Origin of the sequence: Streptomyces sp. NPDC087263, assembly GCF_044744645.1 — a bacterium.
In the GTDB taxonomy this organism is placed as follows: Bacteria; Actinomycetota; Actinomycetes; order Streptomycetales; family Streptomycetaceae; genus Streptomyces.
This window is the reverse complement of record NZ_JBIUYT010000024.1, coordinates 1-20,707: the sequence shown is the minus strand read 5'-3', so window position 1 is coordinate 20,707 and position 20,707 is coordinate 1. Positions and strand designations below refer to the sequence as shown.

The window sequence follows — 20,707 nt, the reverse complement described above, 5'->3', positions numbered from 1 at the left end:
CTACCAACTGAGCTAAAGCCCCTCGACGGCACCACTCGTACCGACGGGCACTAGCGTACCGGGTCCTGGCGCGAATCCCACGCCCTCTCCCCGCACCTTCCGCCGGGACGGTGTCCGGAAGTCGGGCGGCCCCGGGGCCAGCCCGGGGCGGGCCCCCCCGGGGGGGGCCCCCCCCGCCCGGCGGTGAGCCGGTGCGATGCGCCGCCGGTCGGCGCATCGCGGCCCGATCCGCGCTCCTCCCTCCCGCCGCGGCCAAGGAGCGCGGAGCGCCGGGTTGGGGCCTGGGCGGAATCGCGTCGGTGGCGGGCAGTATTCGGCTGGTGGCGCACTTTCGCACCACCTCCTTCAGGGGCACACTGGCGCAGCGTGTCAACGATCAAGGGGGATATATGGAGTTGGAGCCGACCGAGCTGTCGGATGCGATCAAGGCGGTGCGCGACGGGCTGGCCGCAGCCCAGCGCGACGGGGCTGGCTCGCCGATCCGGTTCACGGTCAGGGACGTCGTCCTCGACCTGGGGATCGAGCTGCGGCACACCGCGTCGGCGGGCGGAGGCGTGAAAGCGTTCGTCGTCTCCGCGGATGCGAAAGGGGAACGGTCACAGACTGCCACCCACCGCATAACGGTCACCGTCAGCGTCGCCCCTGACGCGGACGGAAACGACCTGGAGATTGGGGACACGGCGGGCGGCCGCGGCGGGTCCCTGGCCGGACTGGGCCTGGACTAGAAGCCATGCCGATGATCGGGGGATCGGAGCGGCGCACCGTAGAAGTACAGGGCACCGGCAGCGGCGAGGAGTCCTACGGCACCGGCTATCTCATCGCCCCCGGCCTGGTCCTGACCGCCTTGCACGTCGCCCAGCCCACGCCCCGCCAGGTGGCAGTCCGCGACCTGGTCCACACCGAGTTCACCCCGGCCCGCGTGGTGTGGAGCGATCCTCGCCTGGATGCAGTGCTGCTGGAGGCGGACCGTGACCTGGTCGGCGCTGGCATGAGCACGGTGCGGTTCGGCGAGCTGGTGTGCAGCGATCCGGGCCACCGCCCGCACTGCACCATCTCGGGCTTCCCCAAGGCCATGCGCCGCAAAGCCGGCGCGGATCCGGAGCGTTTCGTCGATGACCTGAAAACGGTGGACGGAACGATCGCACCGCACACCGGATCACGCTCGATGCTGTACGGGTTCGAGGTGTCCGGGGCGCTGCCCCGCTTCTACGAGAACTGGAAGGGACTGTCCGGGGCCGGGGTCACCTGCCAGGGGCTGCTGGTCGGGCTGGTGCGCACAGTCGACAAGCAGTGGGATCGCAGTCTGATGGCCCTGCCAGCCTCCCAACTGCTGGCGGCCGACGGCTTCTCCAGCGCGGTGGCCGAGCACACCGGCATGTTGCCCCGGCTTCAGGCGGCCGACCTGCGGCTCTTGCTGCACGGCCCGCCCGAACCGGTGCTGTCCTCCTCCTACTTGCTCGACCCGCATGCCCGCACCGTCGCCCTCACCGGCATGTCCCACCTGATCGACGAGATCGCCGCCTGGTGCCGGACGGCGCACCGGGTGGACGTCGCCGCGCTGACCGGTCTGGGCGGCACCGGGAAGACCCGTCTGCTCGCGGAGGTGTTACAGCGCCTGGCCGCCCCGCTGCCCGAGGAGGAGGACCAGCGTCCGTGGAGCGGCGGCTTCCTCACCGACCGGCCGCCCTCCACCGGCTACGGCCTGCTCACCTCCTCCCACTATCCGCTGCTGGTGATCGTGGACCTGGCCGAGAGCAGGAATGGTCAACTCGCCGACCTGATCGCGGCCCTGGCCCCGCAGCACGACGGCCACACGGTGCGCGTCCTGCTCCTGGCCCGCCGCCGGGACGGCTGGTGGCCGTCCAAACAGCGCGAACTGCGCGCCCTGCACGCCGGCCCCATCACCCGCACCTTCACTGTCTCCCCCGACGACGCCTATGACGGCCAGCCCGGTGCGGACATCTACGAGAGTGCCAAGGCGGACTTCGCGCACCGGATCGAACAGCTCCGCCTCGCCGGGCAGGCGGACGAGAGCTGGCGCGAGGGCGCTCTCGCGGATGCGCCCAACGGGTACGGCGCCCGCATAGCGAACTCGGGGCCGCATCCGGTCATCTACCACCACATCGCGGCCCTCGCCGACGTCTTGGTCCACTCCAATCCCACCTTCGCCGACCGTGACCACCCCATGGACGTGCTCCTGGCGCACGAGGAGAACTATGTCCGCAAGATCGCCGAGGCCCGTCTTCCGCACGGTGCGGTGGACACCAAGCTGATCCGCAGCCTGATCACCGCCCAGTTCCTCGCCGGGGCGGCCACCGCCCGCGATGGGCAGTCCGTCATCCGCGCCGGGTACGACGCCCATCACAGCGGCTACGGCCCCTCGGCTCCGCCCGACCGGCAAGTCCTCGCCGCGCTGGATGACATCCTCACCGCCGCCTACCCCAGCACCAACGGCGCTCACTGGGGCGCGGTCGGCGAGCCGCTGGCCGCAGCCCTGCTCACAGAGGTCGAGACCGACAGCGGGCACGAATTCGTTGAGCAGTTCCTGCAGCACGAAACCCTCAAGCCCGCGCAGCGCACCCAGACCCTCCACGTCGTCGCCCGTGTCAGCATCGAGGATCCCGCGCTCGCCGAGGGCGCCCACCGTGCCGTGGCCGCCGCTCCCGACGAGCTGCTGCCCCTGGCCGTCCTGGCCGCCGCCGAACTGGACACCGACGATGCCGCCCACTGGCTGGACGGAACCCGGCACGCGGTCAGCGTCCGCGCAGCCCAGCCCGGCGCGGACACCGCCGTCTATGAGCGGGCGGCCGACCTGGTGCAGCACGCTCAGGACTGCGTGGCCGCCGGGATCAGCCCCACCACACTCCTCGACGACACCAACACCGGTGCCGGCACCGGGGACACTGAGCCGTCGGACGGCGGCAAGTCACCGGCCCGCCGCGACTACATCCTGGTCAAACCGGCAGTGAAGTGGCAGGTCCGGCTGCTGCTCACCACGGTCAGCAATCTCTATCTGCTCGCCATCACCGCCTCCACGGTCGGCGTCGCCTACTCCAACGGACTGGGCGAAGGATGGGTCGGCTGGCTCTACATCCCCGCGCACGTCGGCTTCAGCATGATCTTTGCCGCGTACTGGGGCAGCGGCCGGCTGGACTGGACAGCCGGGGCGACCTGGATCGGCCCGCCACTCGTCGTGCTCATGGACGTGTGCATGGGCGCCCTGTTCCACGACGCCTGGCCTCTACCCAGCTACTTCCCTCCCGCGTGGCTGGTGTGGCTCGCATTCTGCGTCCCGGGAATCGCGTGCCTCCCCTTCACCTACCGCATCTGGTTCGGCCGGCTCCAACCCCGCACGCCCGCGCAAGGCGACGCGCCCTCGCTCCGCAACGTTCCCTGGTAATGACCTCTCGGCGTACCTGGCCGCAGCGCCGGCGTACGCGACGGTCGGGCGTGAAACCCGCCCAAGCCGCCCCGGGCGGGCACAGAACATGCCTGCACCAGGCAGGTTGGGGAGTACGGCCCGCCGTCCGCCGCGGCCTGCGACTCTTCCTCGCCTGTGGGCAGTGTCAGGAAAGGATCAGACACTCGAATCTGGCGCAGGTGCCCGAACGCCGCGCCCCCTTCGGGTGGGCCTTGGCGCCCTCAGGTCAGCGCTCGGATCCAGGACGCTCGTGACCCGTGCACAGGGGATCCAGGAGCTCACCCAGCGGAATGCCGAAGGCGTGGGCGAGGGCGTGCCCGGTGCCCAGTGCCCTTTATGACTCAGAAAGGCCATGAGGGCAGCCCTGACAGGGCAGAGTCGGCCGCCAGGTGTCCCGCAGCCGCACCACGATCGCACCTACGGCCAGCAGTACGAGCGCGACGCCGCCACCCAGCCTGCAGCTCGACCAACACCACGGCCCACGCGGCGACTTCCAACACCGCCAGCGCTCCTGGCCGCCCATCAAACAGCGCCGACCAGGAACGAGAGGCAGGTTTCCACCGCCCGCGATCAAGATCGCCCTGACCATGCTCAATGACGTCGCCGCTGTCGGGCCGTCGACTCCGGTCACGACAGATCGAAGCGCCCGGCCCTCGATCGACTCGTGTGCCGTCGACCTGCCTCTGGCTCTAATCAGCCGCCGGTTTGCCTGAGCAGTTCTGCCGCGATAGAGAAGGGCGGCGCCGCATTCGGAGACTTTCGGGCGTGCCTGATGATGGCCAGCTGGAGCGAGCGGTCACTAGGCGCCCGCGGGTAGGCGAGGCGCACGGGCTCCTGCAGCTCAGGGGAAAGCTCGACGAAGCGGCCACCGTCGGTGAAGACGCCCTTGTGGGTCAGGTAGGTCAGCAGGCCCATGCGGTCGGCAAGGCCGAGCGAGCTGTGCAGGGCGATGGCTTCCCAGACCCGGCTGATGTCGCCGTCAGGGACCCCGTGCTCAGCCAGCAGCTTTGCGGCGAGGTCCGCGCCTTCGACCTCGAATCGGGCATTGCCCTCGGCAAGCGTCCCCAGCCCGAGGTCGTGCATGACCGTGGCTGCGAACAGCAGACCCTCGTCATATGCCGCATCGGTCAGCAGGCCCTCTTGCTGAGCAGTCAGCCGTGCGAAGTAGAAACTGCGCAGGCTGTGTTCGGCGATCTGCTTGTCCACCGTCTCGTGCAGGATCGCGAGGGCTGCGTCGGCGATGTCGCCAGTTGGTACAACCAGAGGATCGTTCATGGTCCGAACGTAAGCTGCCGCCACCGTCTACCAACAGTGGCCCGAGGGCCTTCCTCCGCTACAATTGGGCCATGATCGCCAATGATGTGGCCGTGCCCCTGCGCCACCACGTTGTCGTACTGAGCCTGCCCGGCGTGCTGCCGCTTGAGCTAGGCATCGCTGCGCAGATCTTCTCGATGGACCCGAACTACGAGCTGACGGTTGCGACGTATGAGCAGGTCGTGCCCGTGGCCCGCTCAGGGTTCTCTGTCACCGGCACAGCCGGCCTTGATGCGCTCGAAGAGGCAGACACTGTCATCGTCCCGGGATACGACGACGTTGACGCCGACGTCCCGAGCGCGGCCCTGGCCGCTCTCCGTGCGGCGCACGGCCGCAGCGCACGAATCGTGTCCATCTGCTCCGGAGCATTCGCCTTGGCGGCGGCAGGCCTTCTCGACGGAAGGCCCGCCACGACGCATTGGCAGGTGTCTGACCAGCTTCAAAGGCGCTACCCAAGCATCAAGGTCCGACCGAACCATATGTTCGTCGACGACGGCGACATCCTCACGTCGGCAGGCGTGACCGCCGAAATCGACCTGTGTCTCCACCTCATCCGTATCGACCACGGAACCGCCGCCTCGAACGCAAGGGCGCGGCTGCTGGTCGCGCCGCCCCAACGACCCGGCGGCCAGGCGCAATACATTGACCAGCTCCGCAGCCAGCCGAGCAGCCAGGAACTCGCCACCGTCCGGGACTGGATGCTCGACACCATGGCAGCGACGATTACCGTCGACGAACTCGCCGCACGTGCCCACATGGCTCGGCGCACCTTCGTCCGCCGCTTTCGCAACGAGACCGGGACCTCACCCATGGCATGGCTGACCGACGCACGCATCGACCGCGCGCGCGAACTACTGGAAGCGACCACGGAGCCCATCGAGCGGATCGGGCGACTGACCGGACTCGGGAACCCAGCGTCTGTGCGCGCAGCCTTCCACAGACGTGTCGGAACATCGCCCCAGGAGTACCGCGCTCTATTCCGGCAGAAGGCACGAGCGAACGTGACCGTCTGAGCGCGAGAGGTTCCTGACATATTTACTACGTCAGCAGCGGTTCATGCCCTGCACTGGCAGTTGTCGTTGTCCTGGTACAGGGGATGAATGAGGTACCGGGCGGGCTGCTGATTGGAGTCGGTGTTCGCTCGGGAGGCGGGCAGGTTTGTCCGGTCGAATCTGCAGTGGCGGCGTCAAAGGCCAGTCAGTTCTCCGCCGGAGGCGCCCAGTGATTCTCTCCACTGGCGACCAGCGGAACATCCCCAACCGCGACCAGATATCTCCCCGCTGTTGGGGCGTCCGCCTTGACCGACTGCGAGTCGATCACCCCGGCTGTCGGCTCCACATCCCGCCCCAGCCGCTCGCGGACCTGACAGCGCAGCCGGTCGTGGAACTCCCTCACCTGGGAGTTCCTCCACCAGCGGCGGAAGAAAGCGTAGACCCGGTCCCGGCGGGAAGTCGGCGGCCATCGCCCGCCACTTGATCCCGTTGTCCACGAGATACCGGATCTCATTCAGCATCGCCCGGGGGCAGTACGCCTCCGCCGGACAACCCCACCGCTCAGCCGGCCCGGCAGCAGCAGCCGGATGACCGCCCACTCCCCATCCGTCATGTCCGTCGGCAGCACGGCCGCCATACCGCCCCACACTCAAGAATGAGAACGCATCGGACAACTCCCGGATCCACTCGGCACGCAGGCGAACCTCCGCCGTCCAGTCCAGTAGTCGGGGCGAACAAGCTATGAGTTCCCTGCCAGTTGGAGATGCGGCTCAGGTGAATCGTTCGCGGTACTCAAGCGGCGAGATTTGCAAAACCCGCAGATAGGCGTGGCGCAAGGTAGCTTCCCTGCCGAAGCCGGCCTGCCGCGCGATCGCCTCGGGGGTGTTGGTCGTCTCGGTCAGCAGACGGGACGCGAACGCCACCCGGGCCTGCTCGACGTACTCCTTGACCGACATGCCGACCTGTGCGCGGAACAGCCGGGACCACGGCCAACCGCGCCTTCGCCGACCCGCAAGACCTGATCACCGCCGTCCGGCGCGGCTTACGCCAGCTCCAATACCGCCACGACGTCCTCGACGGCTGCCTCACCGGTACCGGATCGGCACCCGCCTCACCATGACGACATCACGCATTCAAAGTCAGTAGTTGGCGGGTGTTCACGAAGTGTGGCGGGTCGGGGCCCCTGAGTGATCACCGGAAGTATCGCGATAGAGTCATCTGCGGCACATGCGTGACGGTACTTGTGCTGAACGGGGCCAGGGTCACCGTGACGTATATGAGCATCAGTCGGCCTTCCTGAAAACCTCCGACATCCCGTCTCCTGTGTCCTGGGCCAGCAGCCCCGTCGCGTCCGGCGTGATCAGGCCGATGCGAGTGGCTAGTTCCTTGCCGTGTACGTCGACGGCCGCCTCGATGAGGCCCGCGAGCGCGTCCAGCGCGGTCCGGGCGCGGGAACGGGCCACGGCCCCGCAGCCGACGGCGACCAGGGCGGCCGGCCACCACCAGCAGGCGAGCAGGGCGTACCCCGCGGCCCAGGCTGTGAGGCGGGCTGCGGCGCTGAAGGAGTCGCGGGCCGACTGGATCTGCCGTCCGGCGGGCTCGGGGAGGATCAGCCACAGCCGCGGCCACAGGGCGGCGAGGTCCACGCCGTAGGCAGCCTCGACGCGGTCCGCCGTCGCCTGCATGCGGTCGCCGTACCAGGTGGGGCGGGTCGGTTTGCGCAGCGCGATGCGGTCGCGAGCCTCGGTGAGGGCCTGAATCCGCGCCCATGTGCTTCTCGGGATCGTGACCGCGCCGTTCGCTCCTGCAGCGGTCGGGTTGGCGTGTGCGACGGCGTCTTCGACTTTCGCGTCCCTTTCCTTCCATTGTCGCTCGCGTCGTGCGGTGAGGGCGAGCGAGAGTGGGTCCCGGCCGAAGCGCAGCCAGCACTGTTCGATGGCGCCGCCGAGGAACTGCGCGGCGAGTGAGGCCGCGGCCGCGGTGAGCAGGGCGAGCGCCGCCAGGAGTGCGGCGGTGCCGGTCCGGTCGAGTGCGGGGCGGGCGGCGAGGTCATCCAGGGTGGTGCGCAGCCGGTCGACGTCGTGCCAGTGGCGGTGCCCCAGGGTGGGGCCGATGGCTGTGACGGCAAGGAAGAGGGCGCCGGGCAGCACCAGCAGGTTCAGCCAGCGTTCGGTGAGTTTGCTGCCCAGGGTGGCGAGGAGTGGGTTCATGGGGTCAGTGGCCGGGGGTCACTCTTCGGGGCGCAGACGCCGTTTGTGCATCCGGGTGCCGTGGACGGTGCAGTGCGGGGCGGGCAGCAGGTCGCGGGCCCGTTCCAGTCGGCTGCACTGGGCCGGTCCCGGGCACACGGCCACCTTGATGTGCGTCGCGACGCCGGGAGTGGTTGCGCCCCGGGATTCGTTGAGTAGCCCGCGCGCGTCCCCTGCCTGGCGTAACACGTGGTCCAGGTCGTCGTAGCAGGCCGCCAGTACGGCGGCGTCCGCGCCCGTCCGCAGCAAGGCCACCGCGCGCTCGGCCGCCGCCTGGGCCCCGGGCAGTCGCCGCATGTCGCTCGACGAGCCAAACAGGGCGCACAGCGCCGCTGTCCTCTGAGCCAGTGCAGAGCGATCGGGTTGTACCGTCATGCTCCAAGTGTGACGCAAAATAAGCACAGTTGAAGATGGCCGCCGCGGCGGCGGAGTTGACATGGGGGAGTTCGGCAACGTGCGAGACGATCGGCACCGGCTGGTCTGGGCGATCCGTAATCGCCTCATGCGGTCTATGACCGCGCTCGGGCCTGGGGACAGGGACGCCGCGTTTGGCGACGAGGCGGATGCCGAACTTCGGGCACTACTGAGGATCGCCGACATGAAGACCGACATGGACGCCCGGCACGCGGCCGGCTGGCTCTGCGCTGCGCGCGCTTTGGGGGACACGGGGGATTATAGCCGCGTCTATGGGTGCATGGCCGGAGCGCTGCTCTTTCCGATATGGCTGGTTAGTCCACAGCTCGTTCCGCCAGCGTTGGCGGCTAGCTATGCGCATTTCGACCCTGCTCTACGCCCCAACCCGGCGAATGCCGACGGTCCCGCCGAGTGGACGCGTGAGTGCACCGCGTCCGTACTCGCTGCGCAGGAGCAGCACAACGATCCGCCGCCGGAAGCTTCGGAAGACCTCCGGCAGCTCTACGAGTTGGCTACGCGGTTCGCCGCCATGACGCCCTCGCGTGAGATGCAGCTGGCCAACGCGATCGGGCGCGGCAGCCTCGCTGTCCTCTCGACACCGGAGGACGACCCCTTGTACGCGGAGCGGCGCGCAGTTCTGTCCTACGCGGTGAGTCTCGCCGTGATGACCTGGCCTTTCGGGGACTTGAGCGTCGATCGGGTCCGGTTCGGCCGTGGTGTCCTCAAGAACTTCCCGTCCGACTCCCCAGACCGGAACCTCGCCCTCAGCGATCTGGCCCTCCGACTCCTGGAACGCTACTGGCAATCGCACGACCCGGAGGACCTGTACGAGGCGATCGGTATAGCCCGCGACGCAGTGACCCAACTGCCGCCGGAAAGCCCCCATCTGCACGACTGCCTCAGCGTCCTGGGGGCTGCGCTGCTGAACCTCCGGGACCAGGAAGGCACCCCCGAGGAATGTGACGAGGTCGTGGACCTGTTCCGCCAGCTCGCCGTCGACGATCCGAAGGGACCGGCGGTTGCAGGCCTCAACCTGGGCATGGCGCTCTTACTGAGGGCACGGAGCACTGAACGGGTGGACGACCTGCACGAGGCAGTCCACGTACTGACTGAAGCTCTCCGAGCATCGCAAGATCCGGAGCAGATTCCGGAGATACGCCAAGCCCTGGGCGAGGCACAGCAGACCCGCTTCGCCCTGATCGGCGGCGATCCGGCCGAGTTGGACTCGGCGATTACGCACCTCACCGACAAAGCCCCCACATCCGCAGAGCTGACACCCGAGACCGCCCAACACCTGCTCGCTCCTGCCATGGCCAGGTACGCCCGCTATCAGCTCAATTCGGAAGCCAACCAGGCAGATCTGACCGAGGCCCTGCGACGCCTGCGACAGGCCGTTGCGCTCTTGCCGCCAGGCCACCCACTGCGCCCCAAAGCCCTCGATGGTCTCGGGGACGTACTGAAGGGCGACTTTGCACGCACCGGAAACCTAGGAGAGTTGCACGAGGCAGTGCTTGCTCATCGGGAAGCGGTGACGCTCACTCCCGAAGGGCATGCGAGATTCGGAGCGCGGCTGCTCAACTTGGGCGGGACGTTGTATCTGCGGCATGAGATGACCGCAGACGGTGACGACCTGCGGCAAGCCCAGGAGTGCTGGCGCCGGGCAGCGGCACAGACCGGTCTCAGCTGTGCGCACCACGCGACGCTGCAGGAGACGGCAGGGATCAGTCTGATCGCGAGTTTCCAGCGGACCCCCGATCCAGGCACCCAACTCGACGAGGCGGTCCGGCTCTTGAGGGGAGCGCTCAGTCTCACCCCGGACCACGACAGACTGCTGCCTCGTCGGCGCTACCACCTCGCAATGGCTCTGATGACGCGCTGTCTAGTGAAGTACCGGCGCAGCGACGTCCGCGAGGCACGCAAGCTGGCCGATGCAGCCGTCGCGGCGCTGCCCGCGCACTCTCCCGAACTGCTGGACGCCCAAGGGGTGGCCGCGACCGCGCGCCTCCTGACCGACCTGTCACTGTCGACTGCCCTGAACAGAAAGGTCGCGGTGTACCGCCGGGAGATCGAGGCCACGCCGCCCGGCCACACTCAGCGCACGAGTCAGCTGAAAGGTCTTGGCAACGCCCTGCACGCCCCGGGGGCGCGCCGCCGCCCCCGCCGAGGCAATCTGATCAAGGCGGCCGAGGCGTACCAAGAAGCAGCCCTGCAGCAGCAGTGTGCCCCATCCGAGCGACTGGACGCCGCACGGTCCTGGGGAGACGTGCGGGCGGAGCTGGGCGACTGGGCCGGCGCATTAAATGGATACGAAGTAGCGGTCGACCTTCTGCACTCCGTCGCTCCCCACCACCTCGTTCGAGACGACCAGGAGTTCCTTCTGAGCCGAACCGCCGGACTGGGTGCCGCAGCGGCGGCCTGCGCCGTGCGTTGCGGCCGCCCCGAGCTCGCGGTCGGTCTGCTCGAACAGGCCAGGGGCGTGCTCCTCTCCCACGCCTTCGACGCCGACAGCGATCTGACCCGGCTTAGGGAGACCGCCCCGGACCTCGCCGACCGTTTCGAGGAACTCCGGGATGCCCTGGACACGGCTACCGGCAGTCGGCATCAGATGTTCCTCGAAGACTTGCCCCTTGGCGCCGCGCACAGCCCCGAGGCCCGCGCCGATCTGCGGCAGCGGCTGGCTGCCGAGTGGCGGGAGCTAACCGGGCGGATCCGTTCCGAGCACCCGAAGCTCGCCCTGCTGCGGCCGGTGCGGGAGTGGGGCGAGCACGAGCAGCGCGCGATGGCCGCAGCCGGCCCGGTGGTGCTGGTCAATGTCTCCCCGTACGGCAGCGACGCACTGGTCGTCACCGACCGCTCCATCGACGCCGTACCACTCCCCAAGCTGGACCTACGGACAGCAACAGCCCGCCGACAGGGCCTCGAAGACGCACTGTTGCGTATCGAGGAGCCCGGAACCTCCCGCACCGAGTCCCTGCGCGCGCAGCGAGTCGTCCGCGACACGCTCGCGTGGCTGTGGCAGTCGGTCACCGGCCCTGTCCTTCACCACCTGGGCATCGCGGCCGCCCCCGCCGGACCTTTGCCCCGTGTGTGGTGGGCGCCCGGCGGAGTCCTGGGCACCCTGCCGCTGCACGCCGCGACCCCCGGGGAGGGTGCACCCGGTGCGTTGGACCGGGTCATCTCCTCGTACACGCCGACGCTGCGGACGCTGTACCACGCCAGACAACGCACCGCACGCACGGCGGGCACCGGTGCGCTCGTCGTCGCCGTCGGCGATGCCGCCGGCCTCGCACCACTGCCCGCCGCGCACCGTGAGGCCCAACACCTTGCCCGACTGCTGCCCGGCCCCGAGGTACTGACCGGCGCATCTGCCACCCACTCCGCGGTGGTTGCCGCCCTGCCCCGGATCACGTACGCCCACTTTGCCTGCCACGCCCTGGGTGATCTCGAGTGCCCGTCCGCCAGCCGGCTCGTCCTGCACGATCACACCGAACGTCCGCTGACCGTCCGCGACCTCGCCCGGCTCCGACTGCCGTCGGCCCGGCTCGCCTACCTCTCCGCCTGCGACACCCTACGGACCAGCCCCGAACTCGCCGACGAAGCCGTCCACATCGTCAGCGCCCTCCAGATCGCGGGCTTCCCCCATGTCGTCGGCTCCCTGTGGCACGTCGAAGACACGATCGGAGCCGGTGTCGCCCAGCACGTGTACGAGGCCCTGGGCACGGGCGACGGCGCGCTGGACGTCGACCGGACAGCCGAGGCCCTGCACTCCACCGTGTGCGCGCTGCGCGACACGTATCCCCAGACTCCAAGCCTGTGGGCCTGCCAGGTGCACGCAGGTCCCTAGGCAGTCTGTTCGGGGAGGTTGTGAACGGGTGATGCAGGCCTCGGCTGAAGGATCTCGAAGGCGCGGGTAGCCCGAGAGAATCGCGCCCTCGGGCTACCCGACCATCTTGGGTGCGGCCCGACACAGACCACCAGCCGCCATCCAACGTGAACCGAACCCGCCAACCACAATGAACAGAATCTCAACGACCTGCAGGAATCGCTCATCGCACCCGCCAACTGACGTGCTCAGTGTGCGACACGAAGTCGCTCCAGGTAAGTAAAGGACAGCCACGTGAAGGAGGTATCGATCGGCTGAACTTCGGGCCAGTGTCCAGGGCCCGTCCCCGCGCTCCCATGCGTCGCTGGCAACGGCGAGGTGTGAAGCGGAGCGTTCAAGCCCAAGAGCGTCCCGGCCATCGGGGTGCAACAGGTGCGGGGAAGGCTGGACGGGCGAACGCAAGTGACCCCTCGATGATGCCCCGTGACGTTAAGACCGCGCTGATGGCGTGCTGGCGGCGGTCATAGGACCCGGTGCTGGAAGGCACCAAGCGACCTTCGGGGAACTGAGCCCGGGGGGAGGACACCGCTGGTCTCGGGGTAGAGGGGGCGCCCACCCCAGCCGCGTCTTACTGGTGCGGAACGTGGAAACCCCGATGGGGTCCAAGCCTCGGCTTGGTAGGCCGACCGCAAGGAAGGCTGAAGTCCCCGGCGGGAGAAGGAAGATCCAAGAAGCGAAGGCCGGCGGGCCGAAAGGCCGGAAGAAACCGGGAGATTGGGACCTTCACCCGCTCCAGCATAACTCGCCGGATACGGGCCCTGGTGGCCTGGCCTGGAAAGGGGCCCACGTGGATCAGGTGAGCCTTTGAAGTCACCACTGCAAGGAAGCCGGAACCGAGGGACAAGTTAGACACCGGAGGTGAACATGGAGATCACGGCACCTGTCGTGACGTCCGTGCCTGCGGTGAACGGACCCGAGGACGACTTACTCGACTGGCACGGCATCGACTGGGCCACCTGCGAGGAGAACGTACGGCGGCTGAGGCAGAGGATCTTCAAGGCAACGCAGGATGGGGGCCTCAAGAAGGTCCGCAACTTGCAGAAGCTCATGCTGCGAAGCAGCAGTAACACGCTGGTCAGCGTGAAGCGGGTGACGCAACAGAGCGGTGGTCGCGAGACCGCTGGCATCGACGGGGAACGGGCTCTGACGCCGAAGGCGAGAGGCACGCTGGCGGCCGAGACTCATCGATCGTCGAAGCCCTGGAAGGCCAGGCCGGTCAAGCGAGTGTTCATCCCGAAGAGCAACGGGAAACAGCGACCACTCGGCATTCCGGTCATCCGTGACCGGGTCCTCCAGGCCCGCGTGAAGAACGCGCTGGAACCCGAGTGGGAGGCGCGGTTCGAGCCGAGGTCCTGTGGCTTCCGGCCCGGCCGCAGCTGCCAGGACGCGATATCCGCGATCTTCTGGACGGTGAAGGGCAAGAACCCGAAGCGTCTGTGGGTCCTGGACGCGGACCTGTCGGCGGCATTCGACCGCATCGACCACACTCACCTCATGACCATGCTCGGTCAGTTCCCCGCCAGGGACCTGATCGAGAGCTGGCTGAAGGCGGGCGTGATCGACCGCGGCCGGTTCGCACCGACCGAGGAGGGCACTCCTCAAGGCGGTGTGATCAGCCCGCTGTTACTGAACGTCGCTCTGCACGGACTGGAACAGGCCGCAGGGTGCCAATACACGGTGAGAGCCGGGCGCGAGCCCGGCGCCATGCCGGGCACCCTGGTGCTGGAGAGGTATGCCGATGACTTCGTCGTGCTTTGTCACGACGAAGCCCAGGTGCACCGGGTCAGGGCCCGGCTGGAGGACTGGCTGGAGCCGAGGGGTCTTCGCTTCAACGAGGAGAAGACCCAGGTCGTTCACCTCGATAAGGGGTTCGACTTCCTCGGCTTCACCGTTCGCCGAATCGGTGGCAAGCTGATCATCAAGCCGAGTACAGCGGCCTGCGCGAGGCTACGGGCGCGATTGCGGACCGAGGTGAAGGCCCTGCACGGGTCCAATGCCGAGGCTGTGTTGCGCAGGCTGATCCCGATCGTTCGCGGTTGGGCGGCCTACTACCGGGGGGTGGCGTCCTCGACGATGTTCTCGTCGTTGGATCACTACATGTGGCGGCTGACCTTCAAATGGGCCAGACGTCGTCACCGCAACAAGTCGAGGTACTGGGTCGTGGACCGGTACTTCGGAAGGTTCCACCCGTCCCGGCGTGACCGGTGGGTGTTCGGTGACCGCGACAGCGGGGCCTTCCTCATCAAGTTCGCCTGGACCGGCATCGTCCGCCACCAACTCGTCAAGGGCGGAGCGTCCCCGGACGACCCCGCGCTGATCGAGTACTGGCGGGACCGCCGCCGCAGGAAAGCGCCACCGCCGATGGACAAGACGAGTCTTCTCCTGGCGGTCCGGCAGCAGGGGCTCTGTCCCCTCTGCAAACAGGCGCTGATCGTCGGAGCCGAGTATGAACCGGACAGCCCACGCGAGTGGATCAACTGGTTCGCGGCCTCGAAGAAGATGCTCCACAAGCACCACTTCACCTACCGGCGAGACGGCGGCACGGACGAGCGGAACAACCTTCGCCTCGTGCACTCAGAATGCCACCGCCAGCACCATGCTGGTGATGGCAAGCGGACCACATAACCCTGCTGACCTGCGAAGCCCAAGGGGCTTGCTTGAGCCGGATGCGGGGAAAGCCCGCACGTCCGGTTCTGAGGGGGCCGGGGATCAGCAATGGTCTCCGGCTACCCGACCACAGCCGTCACCGAGCGCCCTTGGCCAAGACCACCTGGGTAAAACTCGCCTGTCCCTCCTGACTGCCAGCGCATTCGGTCCGCCGGAGGCCCTAGCCTTCTCGGCGGCCAGCCCTGCGCCTCGCCCAGTCGGCGGAGCGGCGTAAGACCCGCGGCAGTCGGCCCCTGGAATCTGGCCCCTGTTGAAGTTCGCGTAGACGTTCCTTTTCGATGGCTGCGGCCCGCGAGAAGGCGGCTGCGGCCTGTTTGTAGCGGCCCAATCCCATCAAGGCGGCCCCCATGTCGCCCAGCACGTACGATTCGCCTTCCCAGTTGCCGAGCGCACGGCAGACGGTCAGGGCGTTCGTGTGGGCCGCTACGGCCTCCTCGAACCTGTCCAGGCGAGCGAGAACGTTGCCGAGCAGGTGCAGCGACTCAGCTTCCCCCGGCCGATCGCCAGCTTCGCCGCACATCTGGTGGTGGCGGGTGTAGGCCTCGATGGCTTCCGGGAATCTGCCTATCTCGGCCAGAGAGCCGGCGAGTTCGCCCAGTGTCTCCCGCTCGTGTGCGCGGTCGCCGAGTTCGCCGCAGATCTCCACCCCGCGGAGGTGTGCTTCGGCCGCTTCTTCGAAGCGCGCCATCTGCTGGCAGGTGATGCCGAGGAGAAACAGGGCACGCCGTTCCCCCTCCCGGTCGCCGAGTTCTCTGCGGATGGCCTGGCACCGGTTGAACGCGTCCACGCCCTCGGCCAGTCGGCCGGACTCGGCGAGCGCTCCCCCAAGTTGCAGGAGCGCCCCGCCCTGGCTCGCCCGGTCGGCGCCTTGCTCGATGAGGACATCGAGATACTGGACGTATGTGTCGGCGGCGTCCCCCATCCGGTCAGCATCCGCGTAGGCCTTGCCGAGGATGCGCAGCATTGGGCCCTCGTCTTCCCGTTCGTCGAATTCACGGCAGAGGGCCAGGGCGCGCAGGCAGGCGTCGACGGCCACGGCGGGACGTCCCACGACGAGCAGGGCTTCGGCGAGGGCTCCCAAAGCCTGCTGCTGCTCGCGCCGCTCGTCGTGCGGTTCGCTGAGCATGGCGAGGGCTTCGGTGAAGGTGGCGATAGCTTCGTCGAGGCGGTCCGCGCTGTGCAGGGCCCCGCCGAGATCGAGCAACGCCCTGCCTTTGGCAAACGGGTCGCCCTCCAGGTCATGCACGGCCACGCAGTACTCGTGGGCTGTGATGGCGAGCTCGTAGTCGCCCATCTGTGAGGCGAGTACGCCGATGTTTTTGCTCGCGCGTACCTCTCCGCGCCGATCACCGCGCTCCACGCAGATCGCGCGGCTCTCCATGAGGGGCGCGACGGCCTCGTCCAGCCGGCCCGCACTGGCGAGTGTGGTGGCAAGGTTGTTCAGAACTGCGGTCTCGCTGTCCCGGTCTCCCAATTCGCGGGCGATGGTCAGGGCACGGGTTTGGACGTCGATCGCCTCGTCCGGCCGGCCGAGTTCGTCGAAGATGAGTCCCAGGTTCCCCAGCGCCACGTTCTGGCTCTCCCGGTTGCTGACCTCGACGGCGATGCCGAGGCTTTCTCGCTGGGTCTCAAGGGCTTCTTCGTATCTGCGCAGGCCGTAGAGATCGAACCCAATGTTGCCCAGCACGATGCCCTCTTCCTCCCGGTTGCCCAGGCGGCGGGCGGCGATGAGGGCCTGTCGCCTGACCGCAATCGCCTCGTCCTGATGACGGTCGAGGCTTAGGTGTTCGGCCAGGAGTTCCGCCAGGTCGGCCACGAGCTGCCAGCGTTCGATATCGCTGGCCAGGGCCACCGCGGCCATGAGGTTGGCCCGTTCCACGCGGAGCCAGGGGATCACATCAACCGATTCCCGGATGGTCCCCGTTGCGGGCGGCTTGGCCTCTGCGGAGGCGTCATCGGACTCCAGGGCCAGGGCGTTTTGCGCATCGGTCGTGACGGTCAGGTAGTACGTCAGCAGCCGGTCCACCGCCTCCTCGCGCTGTGCGCCGCCGTCGTCGTTGTCTCGCGCGAGTTGCGCCGCGTACAGGCGGACCAGGTCGTGCAGGCGCCAGCGGCCCCAGATCGGCCCGGACTCCACGAGGTTGGCGCGGGCGAGGTCCTGCAGCCACTCCTCCACGATGTCGTGACCGGCCCCGAACAGGGCGGCGGCGGCATCGGTGCAGACATCCGGCCCGGGGTTGAGGGAGAGCAGCCGGAACAGGCGCGCCTGTTCGCCACCGAGATGGCGGTACGAGAGATCGAATGCGGCGCGCACGGCCAAGTCCTCGCGGGTGAGCCGGTCCAATCGACGCCGAGCGTCCGAGAGGGCCTGCGAGAAGGAGGCCAGCGGGCGGACGGGGATGTCGGCGAGCAGCGCGCCCGCGATCTGCAGGGCGAGCGGCAACCGTCCGCACTGTTCGGCGATCTGTGCGGCCTGTGCGGGTTCGTCCTTGACGCGAGTGTCGCCGGGTCCGTGAGCTTGACGGAGCACCTGCGCGAGCAGCCCTACGGCCTCCTGCGGGGTTAGGTTGTCCAGGCGGATCTGACGAGCGCCGACGTCCGGGATGTTCCGGGAGGTGAGCAGGACCGCACTGGTATCGTCGGCGGGCAGCAGCGGACGGACCTGCCCGGCGTCGGCGGCGTTGTCGATGACGACCAGGATCCTCCGGTCCTGCTCGGCGTATGTCCGAAGGACGCTCCGGTACAGACGGGAGCGTTCCTGAAGATCGGCCGGCAGGTGTTCGCCAGGAATGCCTAGGGCCCTCAGGAAGCCGTCCAGGGCGCGTTCCGGGCTCACCCGGCGAGTGGGGTCATAGCCGAAAAGGTCGGTAAACAGGACCCCGCCAGGGTACTGGTTCTGCCGGGTCAGGGCGCGGTGCGCGGCCTGCAGGGCCAGTTCGGTCTTGCCGACTCCGGCGAGCCCGGTGATGAGCACGGTTTGCGACCCGGGCTGCCGGTTGTCGAGCACCTCGTCGAGGGACTGTAGAACGCTGTCGCGTCCGGTGAACGTGCGGGAGGAGGGCGGCAGTCCGGCGAGCGCCGGAGTTATCTCCCTCGGTAGCTGAAGTGTGACGGTTTGGCCTTGGGCGACCACGTTGAAGAACACGCCGCCGCTGATCACATTGCGCACGCCGTCACCGGCCGCGGCTGCGCTGTTCACCGCCCAGCCTCGGGGCCGGCTCCCTCAGCTGTCGGCTCGTGAGGGGCGGACGCGGGCGGTGTGTTAAAGGTCAGCTGGGAGAAGTCGCGGCCTTGCAGCACCGGTCCGTACTGGGTGCCGCCGCTGATCTCATTGCGTACCTCCTTCTTGTTCGTGTCCACGCCACGAGCCTGTTCCACCCAGTGGTCCAGAGCGGCAGCGAAGTCCGGATCCGCCGCGGCCCGCACCGCCATCGCGGTACTCAGCGCGTGGGCGCGCTCAGCCTCGTCCGGAGCCTGTGCGAGCGCAGTTAGTTCCGGTTCGCCGGAGCTGACCGCCAATGTCCCGTGCGTGGCCTCAGCCCGCCTGACCGGGCGGTGCACCAGATTGGACAACGAGGCCCAGACCTGACGGCCGGCCTCCCCGCCGAAACCTCCGGCTAACGCCGCCAGCAGCCCTACTGAAATCGGATCCATCGCCCCCCCGATGCCGTATCCGCGGAGCTCTGCGTACCGACTCCACAGTAGTAGGAAGTGCCCGGCTGGGCGATGATTCCGGATATGTAGTGTCAATGCCGATCCGGCTGTAGGCATGCCGGGGGGCGCCCCTATGTGTTTGGTCAAGGTCGAAGGCCAGTAGGTTCGTGTGGTCGAGGGCGGGCTGAGCCGTAGGGGTGGGCATGAGTGATAGCCAGGTCACGATCAAACTGACGAGTGACGAGGCACTGGTGTTGTCGCACTGGCTGGAGAAACTCCAGATGACGGACCTCGGCCAGGTTGTCGACGATCCGGCGGTGTGGGCGCCGATCCATAGGATCGCCCGAACGCTCGACAAGATGCTTCCTGAGCTGTTCGCATCCGACTATGACGAGCGGCTTGAGGCGGCTCGTCAGAGGCTTCGGCCGGAGGACTGATCGAGCGGTCTGAACTCCTCACCTGGCTGCGGCGGGTTGGGGTTCGTAGAAGGTGCCGTCGCGGAGCATCGCGAAGAGGACGTCGGCCCGGCGTCCGTCGATGCCTCCGGGCCCGGTGACACCACCCCCCCCCGGATCATGAACAACAGGAGGGGGAAGTCATGCCGGACCCGAAGGCCGGAGGCCCCGTTGCGGAGCCACGAAAAAGGTAACTGTGATAGTTCAACTGCGGCCCGGGTTGGGCTGCTGCCAGTCTCGGCGTTGACGTTCCGGCGTGACCCGAAACGGTAATTGGCGACTCGTCAGAGCTTGCCGTGCCCCCGAGATGTCTGCCGGACGTCGGCGTCGGCCTGGCCCACCCCGTTGGCTTGATCAGCAGCTTGTCCGCCTTCTCGACGTGACTCATCACAGTTATGCCACGCGGTGACTCCACCCAGGCCGACGCCGACCACGGTCGTCCAGCCGCAAGGAGAACAACCGTATGACCATGCTTGCAGAACAAGTTGACGGCGTCATCGGCGTCGACACTCACCGCGACACCCTCGCCGCCGCAGCCGTCAGCCCCATCGGAGCTGTCCCGGCCACGACGGATTCGCCTGCCAACGCCCGCGGATACCGGCGCCTGCTCGACTTCGCCCGCAAACACATCCCGGGCCGCCGCTGCTGGGCACTGGAAGGCGTCGGCAGCTTCGGCGCCGGCCTCGCCGCATTCCTGAACGAGGCCGGCGAACACGTCGTTGAGGTCCTGCGCCCCAAGCGGACTCCTGACCGCGGTGGGCGCAAGACCGACATGATCGACGCCATTCGCGCGGCGAAGGACGCGCTCGCCGCCGAACAGCTCATCCAGCCTCGTGTCAGGGGCGAACGTGAAGCTCTGCGTGTGTTGTTGGTGACCCGCCAGGGGGCAGTCGTCGCCTCCACCGCCGCGATCAACCAGCTCAAGAACCTGATCGTCTCCGCTCCGGATGACCTCCGCGCTGAACTGCGCAAACTCAAGCGCCCTGCCCAGATCATCCGTTGCGCTCAACTCCGCGACCGGCCTGCACAGTGCATCGAACGCCGCATGACGGTCCGGGCTCTGCGCTCAACCGCCCAACGGATCAAAGCTCTCCAGGCCGAGGCCAAGGAACTCGAGGACGAGATCCTCAGTATCGTGCAACAGCTGGTCCCCGAACTACTTGCTCTACTGGGAGTCGGGCCCATCACGGCCGCTCAGATCCTGGTCAGCTGGTCGCATCCCGGGCGCTTCCGCTCCGAAGCTGCGTTCGCCTCCTTCGCTGGCGTCGCACCTATCCCCGCGTCCTCCGGACTGACCAACCGACACCGGATCAACCGCAGCGGTGACCGGCAGCTGAATCGAGCATTACACACCATCACGCTGATCAGGATGCGGCTGGACCCGGCGACCAAGACCTACATCGCCCGCCGCGCGGCCGAGGGCAAGACCGCCCGAGACGCACAGCGCTGCCTCAAGCGGACCATCTGCCGCCAGATCTTCAAGCTTCTCGAACACCCCAATCGGAAGACGCCCAGAGACCTCGAAGATCTTCCCTCAACCGCTCGACGCGATATAGCAGCCTCGGGGGGGTGCCCCTATGACTTTGGTCAAGGGGTGATCGGGGTTGGTGGTTGGTAGAAAGTGCCGTCGCGGAGCATCGCGAAGAGCACGTCGGCTC

15 protein-coding genes are annotated in these 20,707 nt (G+C 67.9%); 8 read left to right on the top strand and 7 right to left on the bottom strand.

The window, feature by feature from the left end; genetic code table 11:
* Nucleotides 1-389 precede the first annotated feature (389 nt).
* Nucleotides 390-725 (top strand): trypco2 family protein, encoded by a 336-nt coding sequence (locus ACIPC1_RS40080; protein WP_402526737.1) that lies wholly within the window; start codon nucleotides 390-392, stop codon nucleotides 723-725.
* A gap of 5 nt (nucleotides 726-730) precedes the next feature.
* Nucleotides 731-3,400: a hypothetical protein gene (locus ACIPC1_RS40075; RefSeq protein ID WP_402526734.1), complete on the top strand. Its 2,670-nt coding sequence runs from the start codon at nucleotides 731-733 to the stop codon at nucleotides 3,398-3,400.
* A gap of 714 nt (nucleotides 3,401-4,114) precedes the next feature.
* Here ACIPC1_RS40075 and ACIPC1_RS40070 read toward each other — a convergent pair.
* Nucleotides 4,115-4,696 carry an HD domain-containing protein gene (locus tag ACIPC1_RS40070; protein ID WP_402526731.1) on the bottom strand — a complete coding sequence of 194 codons (582 nt, stop codon included), beginning with the start codon at nucleotides 4,694-4,696 and terminating at the stop codon, nucleotides 4,115-4,117.
* A gap of 71 nt (nucleotides 4,697-4,767) precedes the next feature.
* On the opposite strand from ACIPC1_RS40070, the gene ACIPC1_RS40065 reads away from it, so the two are divergent.
* A complete protein-coding gene (locus ACIPC1_RS40065; protein WP_402526729.1) occupies nucleotides 4,768-5,748 on the top strand; it encodes a GlxA family transcriptional regulator in 981 nt (326 codons plus the stop codon).
* Between the two features lie 184 nt (nucleotides 5,749-5,932).
* Here the strand turns inward: ACIPC1_RS40065 and ACIPC1_RS40060 are convergent, their stop codons facing one another.
* Both ACIPC1_RS40060 and ACIPC1_RS40055 read right to left on the bottom strand, forming a co-directional pair.
* A complete protein-coding gene (locus tag ACIPC1_RS40060) occupies nucleotides 5,933-6,130 on the bottom strand; it encodes a hypothetical protein (protein ID WP_402526726.1) in 198 nt (65 codons plus the stop codon).
* Between the two features lie 367 nt (nucleotides 6,131-6,497).
* Nucleotides 6,498-6,683, bottom strand: coding sequence for a helix-turn-helix domain-containing protein (locus ACIPC1_RS40055; RefSeq protein WP_402526724.1), 186 nt, complete (start codon nucleotides 6,681-6,683; stop codon nucleotides 6,498-6,500).
* An 8-nt stretch (nucleotides 6,684-6,691) separates the two neighbouring features.
* Between ACIPC1_RS40055 and ACIPC1_RS40050 the strand changes: the two genes are divergently transcribed.
* The gene (locus tag ACIPC1_RS40050) at nucleotides 6,692-6,847 is read left to right on the top strand and encodes a hypothetical protein (RefSeq protein WP_402526721.1); all 156 of its coding nucleotides are present in this window, start codon (nucleotides 6,692-6,694) and stop codon (nucleotides 6,845-6,847) included.
* A 163-nt stretch (nucleotides 6,848-7,010) separates the two neighbouring features.
* On the opposite strand, the gene ACIPC1_RS40045 is transcribed toward ACIPC1_RS40050, so the two are convergent.
* Entirely contained in the window at nucleotides 7,011-7,937 is a 927-nt protein-coding gene (locus ACIPC1_RS40045; RefSeq protein ID WP_402526718.1) for a hypothetical protein, read from the bottom strand.
* An 18-nt stretch (nucleotides 7,938-7,955) separates the two neighbouring features.
* Nucleotides 7,956-8,351: a hypothetical protein gene (locus tag ACIPC1_RS40040; RefSeq protein ID WP_402526715.1), complete on the bottom strand. Its 396-nt coding sequence runs from the start codon at nucleotides 8,349-8,351 to the stop codon at nucleotides 7,956-7,958.
* Nucleotides 8,352-8,919: 568 nt separating this feature from the next.
* Here ACIPC1_RS40040 and ACIPC1_RS40035 point away from each other — a divergent pair.
* Together ACIPC1_RS40035 and ltrA are read left to right on the top strand one after the other, a co-directional pair.
* Complete coding sequence (locus tag ACIPC1_RS40035) at nucleotides 8,920-12,234, top strand: CHAT domain-containing protein (RefSeq protein ID WP_402526712.1); 3,315 nt, start codon at nucleotides 8,920-8,922, stop codon at nucleotides 12,232-12,234.
* Between the two features lie 903 nt (nucleotides 12,235-13,137).
* The gene (gene ltrA / locus ACIPC1_RS40030) at nucleotides 13,138-14,898 is read left to right on the top strand and encodes a group II intron reverse transcriptase/maturase (protein WP_402526710.1); all 1,761 of its coding nucleotides are present in this window, start codon (nucleotides 13,138-13,140) and stop codon (nucleotides 14,896-14,898) included.
* A 202-nt stretch (nucleotides 14,899-15,100) separates the two neighbouring features.
* Here ltrA and ACIPC1_RS40025 read toward each other — a convergent pair whose 3' ends face one another.
* Nucleotides 15,101-18,073 carry a tetratricopeptide repeat protein gene (locus ACIPC1_RS40025; RefSeq protein WP_402526739.1) on the bottom strand — a complete coding sequence of 991 codons (2,973 nt, stop codon included), beginning with the start codon at nucleotides 18,071-18,073 and terminating at the stop codon, nucleotides 15,101-15,103.
* 62 nt (nucleotides 18,074-18,135) lie between these two features.
* Nucleotides 18,136-18,594: a hypothetical protein gene (locus ACIPC1_RS40020; RefSeq protein ID WP_402526708.1), complete on the bottom strand. Its 459-nt coding sequence runs from the start codon at nucleotides 18,592-18,594 to the stop codon at nucleotides 18,136-18,138.
* 203 nt (nucleotides 18,595-18,797) lie between these two features.
* Between ACIPC1_RS40020 and ACIPC1_RS40015 the strand changes: the two genes are divergently transcribed.
* A complete protein-coding gene (locus ACIPC1_RS40015; protein WP_402526705.1) occupies nucleotides 18,798-19,031 on the top strand; it encodes a hypothetical protein in 234 nt (77 codons plus the stop codon).
* Nucleotides 19,032-19,512: 481 nt separating this feature from the next.
* On the top strand, nucleotides 19,513-20,667 hold the full coding sequence (locus ACIPC1_RS40010) for an IS110 family transposase (RefSeq protein WP_402526703.1): 1,155 nt from the start codon (nucleotides 19,513-19,515) through the stop codon (nucleotides 20,665-20,667).
* Nucleotides 20,668-20,707: the final 40 nt, after the last annotated feature.

Bases quoted from the DNA above. Each gene is read 5' to 3' on its own strand.
- ACIPC1_RS40075 (WP_402526734.1), top strand. From the start codon at position 731: ATGCCGATGATCGGGGGATCGGAGCGGCGCACCGTAGAAGTACAGGGC.
- ACIPC1_RS40035 (WP_402526712.1), top strand. From the start codon at position 8,920: ATGACGCCCTCGCGTGAGATGCAGCTGGCCAACGCGATCGGGCGCGGC.
- ACIPC1_RS40065 (WP_402526729.1), top strand. From the start codon at position 4,768: ATGATCGCCAATGATGTGGCCGTGCCCCTGCGCCACCACGTTGTCGTA.
- ltrA (WP_402526710.1), top strand. From the start codon at position 13,138: ATGGAGATCACGGCACCTGTCGTGACGTCCGTGCCTGCGGTGAACGGA.
- ACIPC1_RS40045 (WP_402526718.1), bottom strand. From the start codon at position 7,937: ATGAACCCACTCCTCGCCACCCTGGGCAGCAAACTCACCGAACGCTGG.
- ACIPC1_RS40055 (WP_402526724.1), bottom strand. From the start codon at position 6,683: ATGTCGGTCAAGGAGTACGTCGAGCAGGCCCGGGTGGCGTTCGCGTCC.
- ACIPC1_RS40015 (WP_402526705.1), top strand. From the start codon at position 18,798: ATGAGTGATAGCCAGGTCACGATCAAACTGACGAGTGACGAGGCACTG.
- ACIPC1_RS40040 (WP_402526715.1), bottom strand. From the start codon at position 8,351: ATGACGGTACAACCCGATCGCTCTGCACTGGCTCAGAGGACAGCGGCG.
- ACIPC1_RS40020 (WP_402526708.1), bottom strand. From the start codon at position 18,594: ATGGATCCGATTTCAGTAGGGCTGCTGGCGGCGTTAGCCGGAGGTTTC.
- ACIPC1_RS40010 (WP_402526703.1), top strand. From the start codon at position 19,513: ATGACCATGCTTGCAGAACAAGTTGACGGCGTCATCGGCGTCGACACT.
- ACIPC1_RS40070 (WP_402526731.1), bottom strand. From the start codon at position 4,696: ATGAACGATCCTCTGGTTGTACCAACTGGCGACATCGCCGACGCAGCC.
- ACIPC1_RS40080 (WP_402526737.1), top strand. From the start codon at position 390: ATGGAGTTGGAGCCGACCGAGCTGTCGGATGCGATCAAGGCGGTGCGC.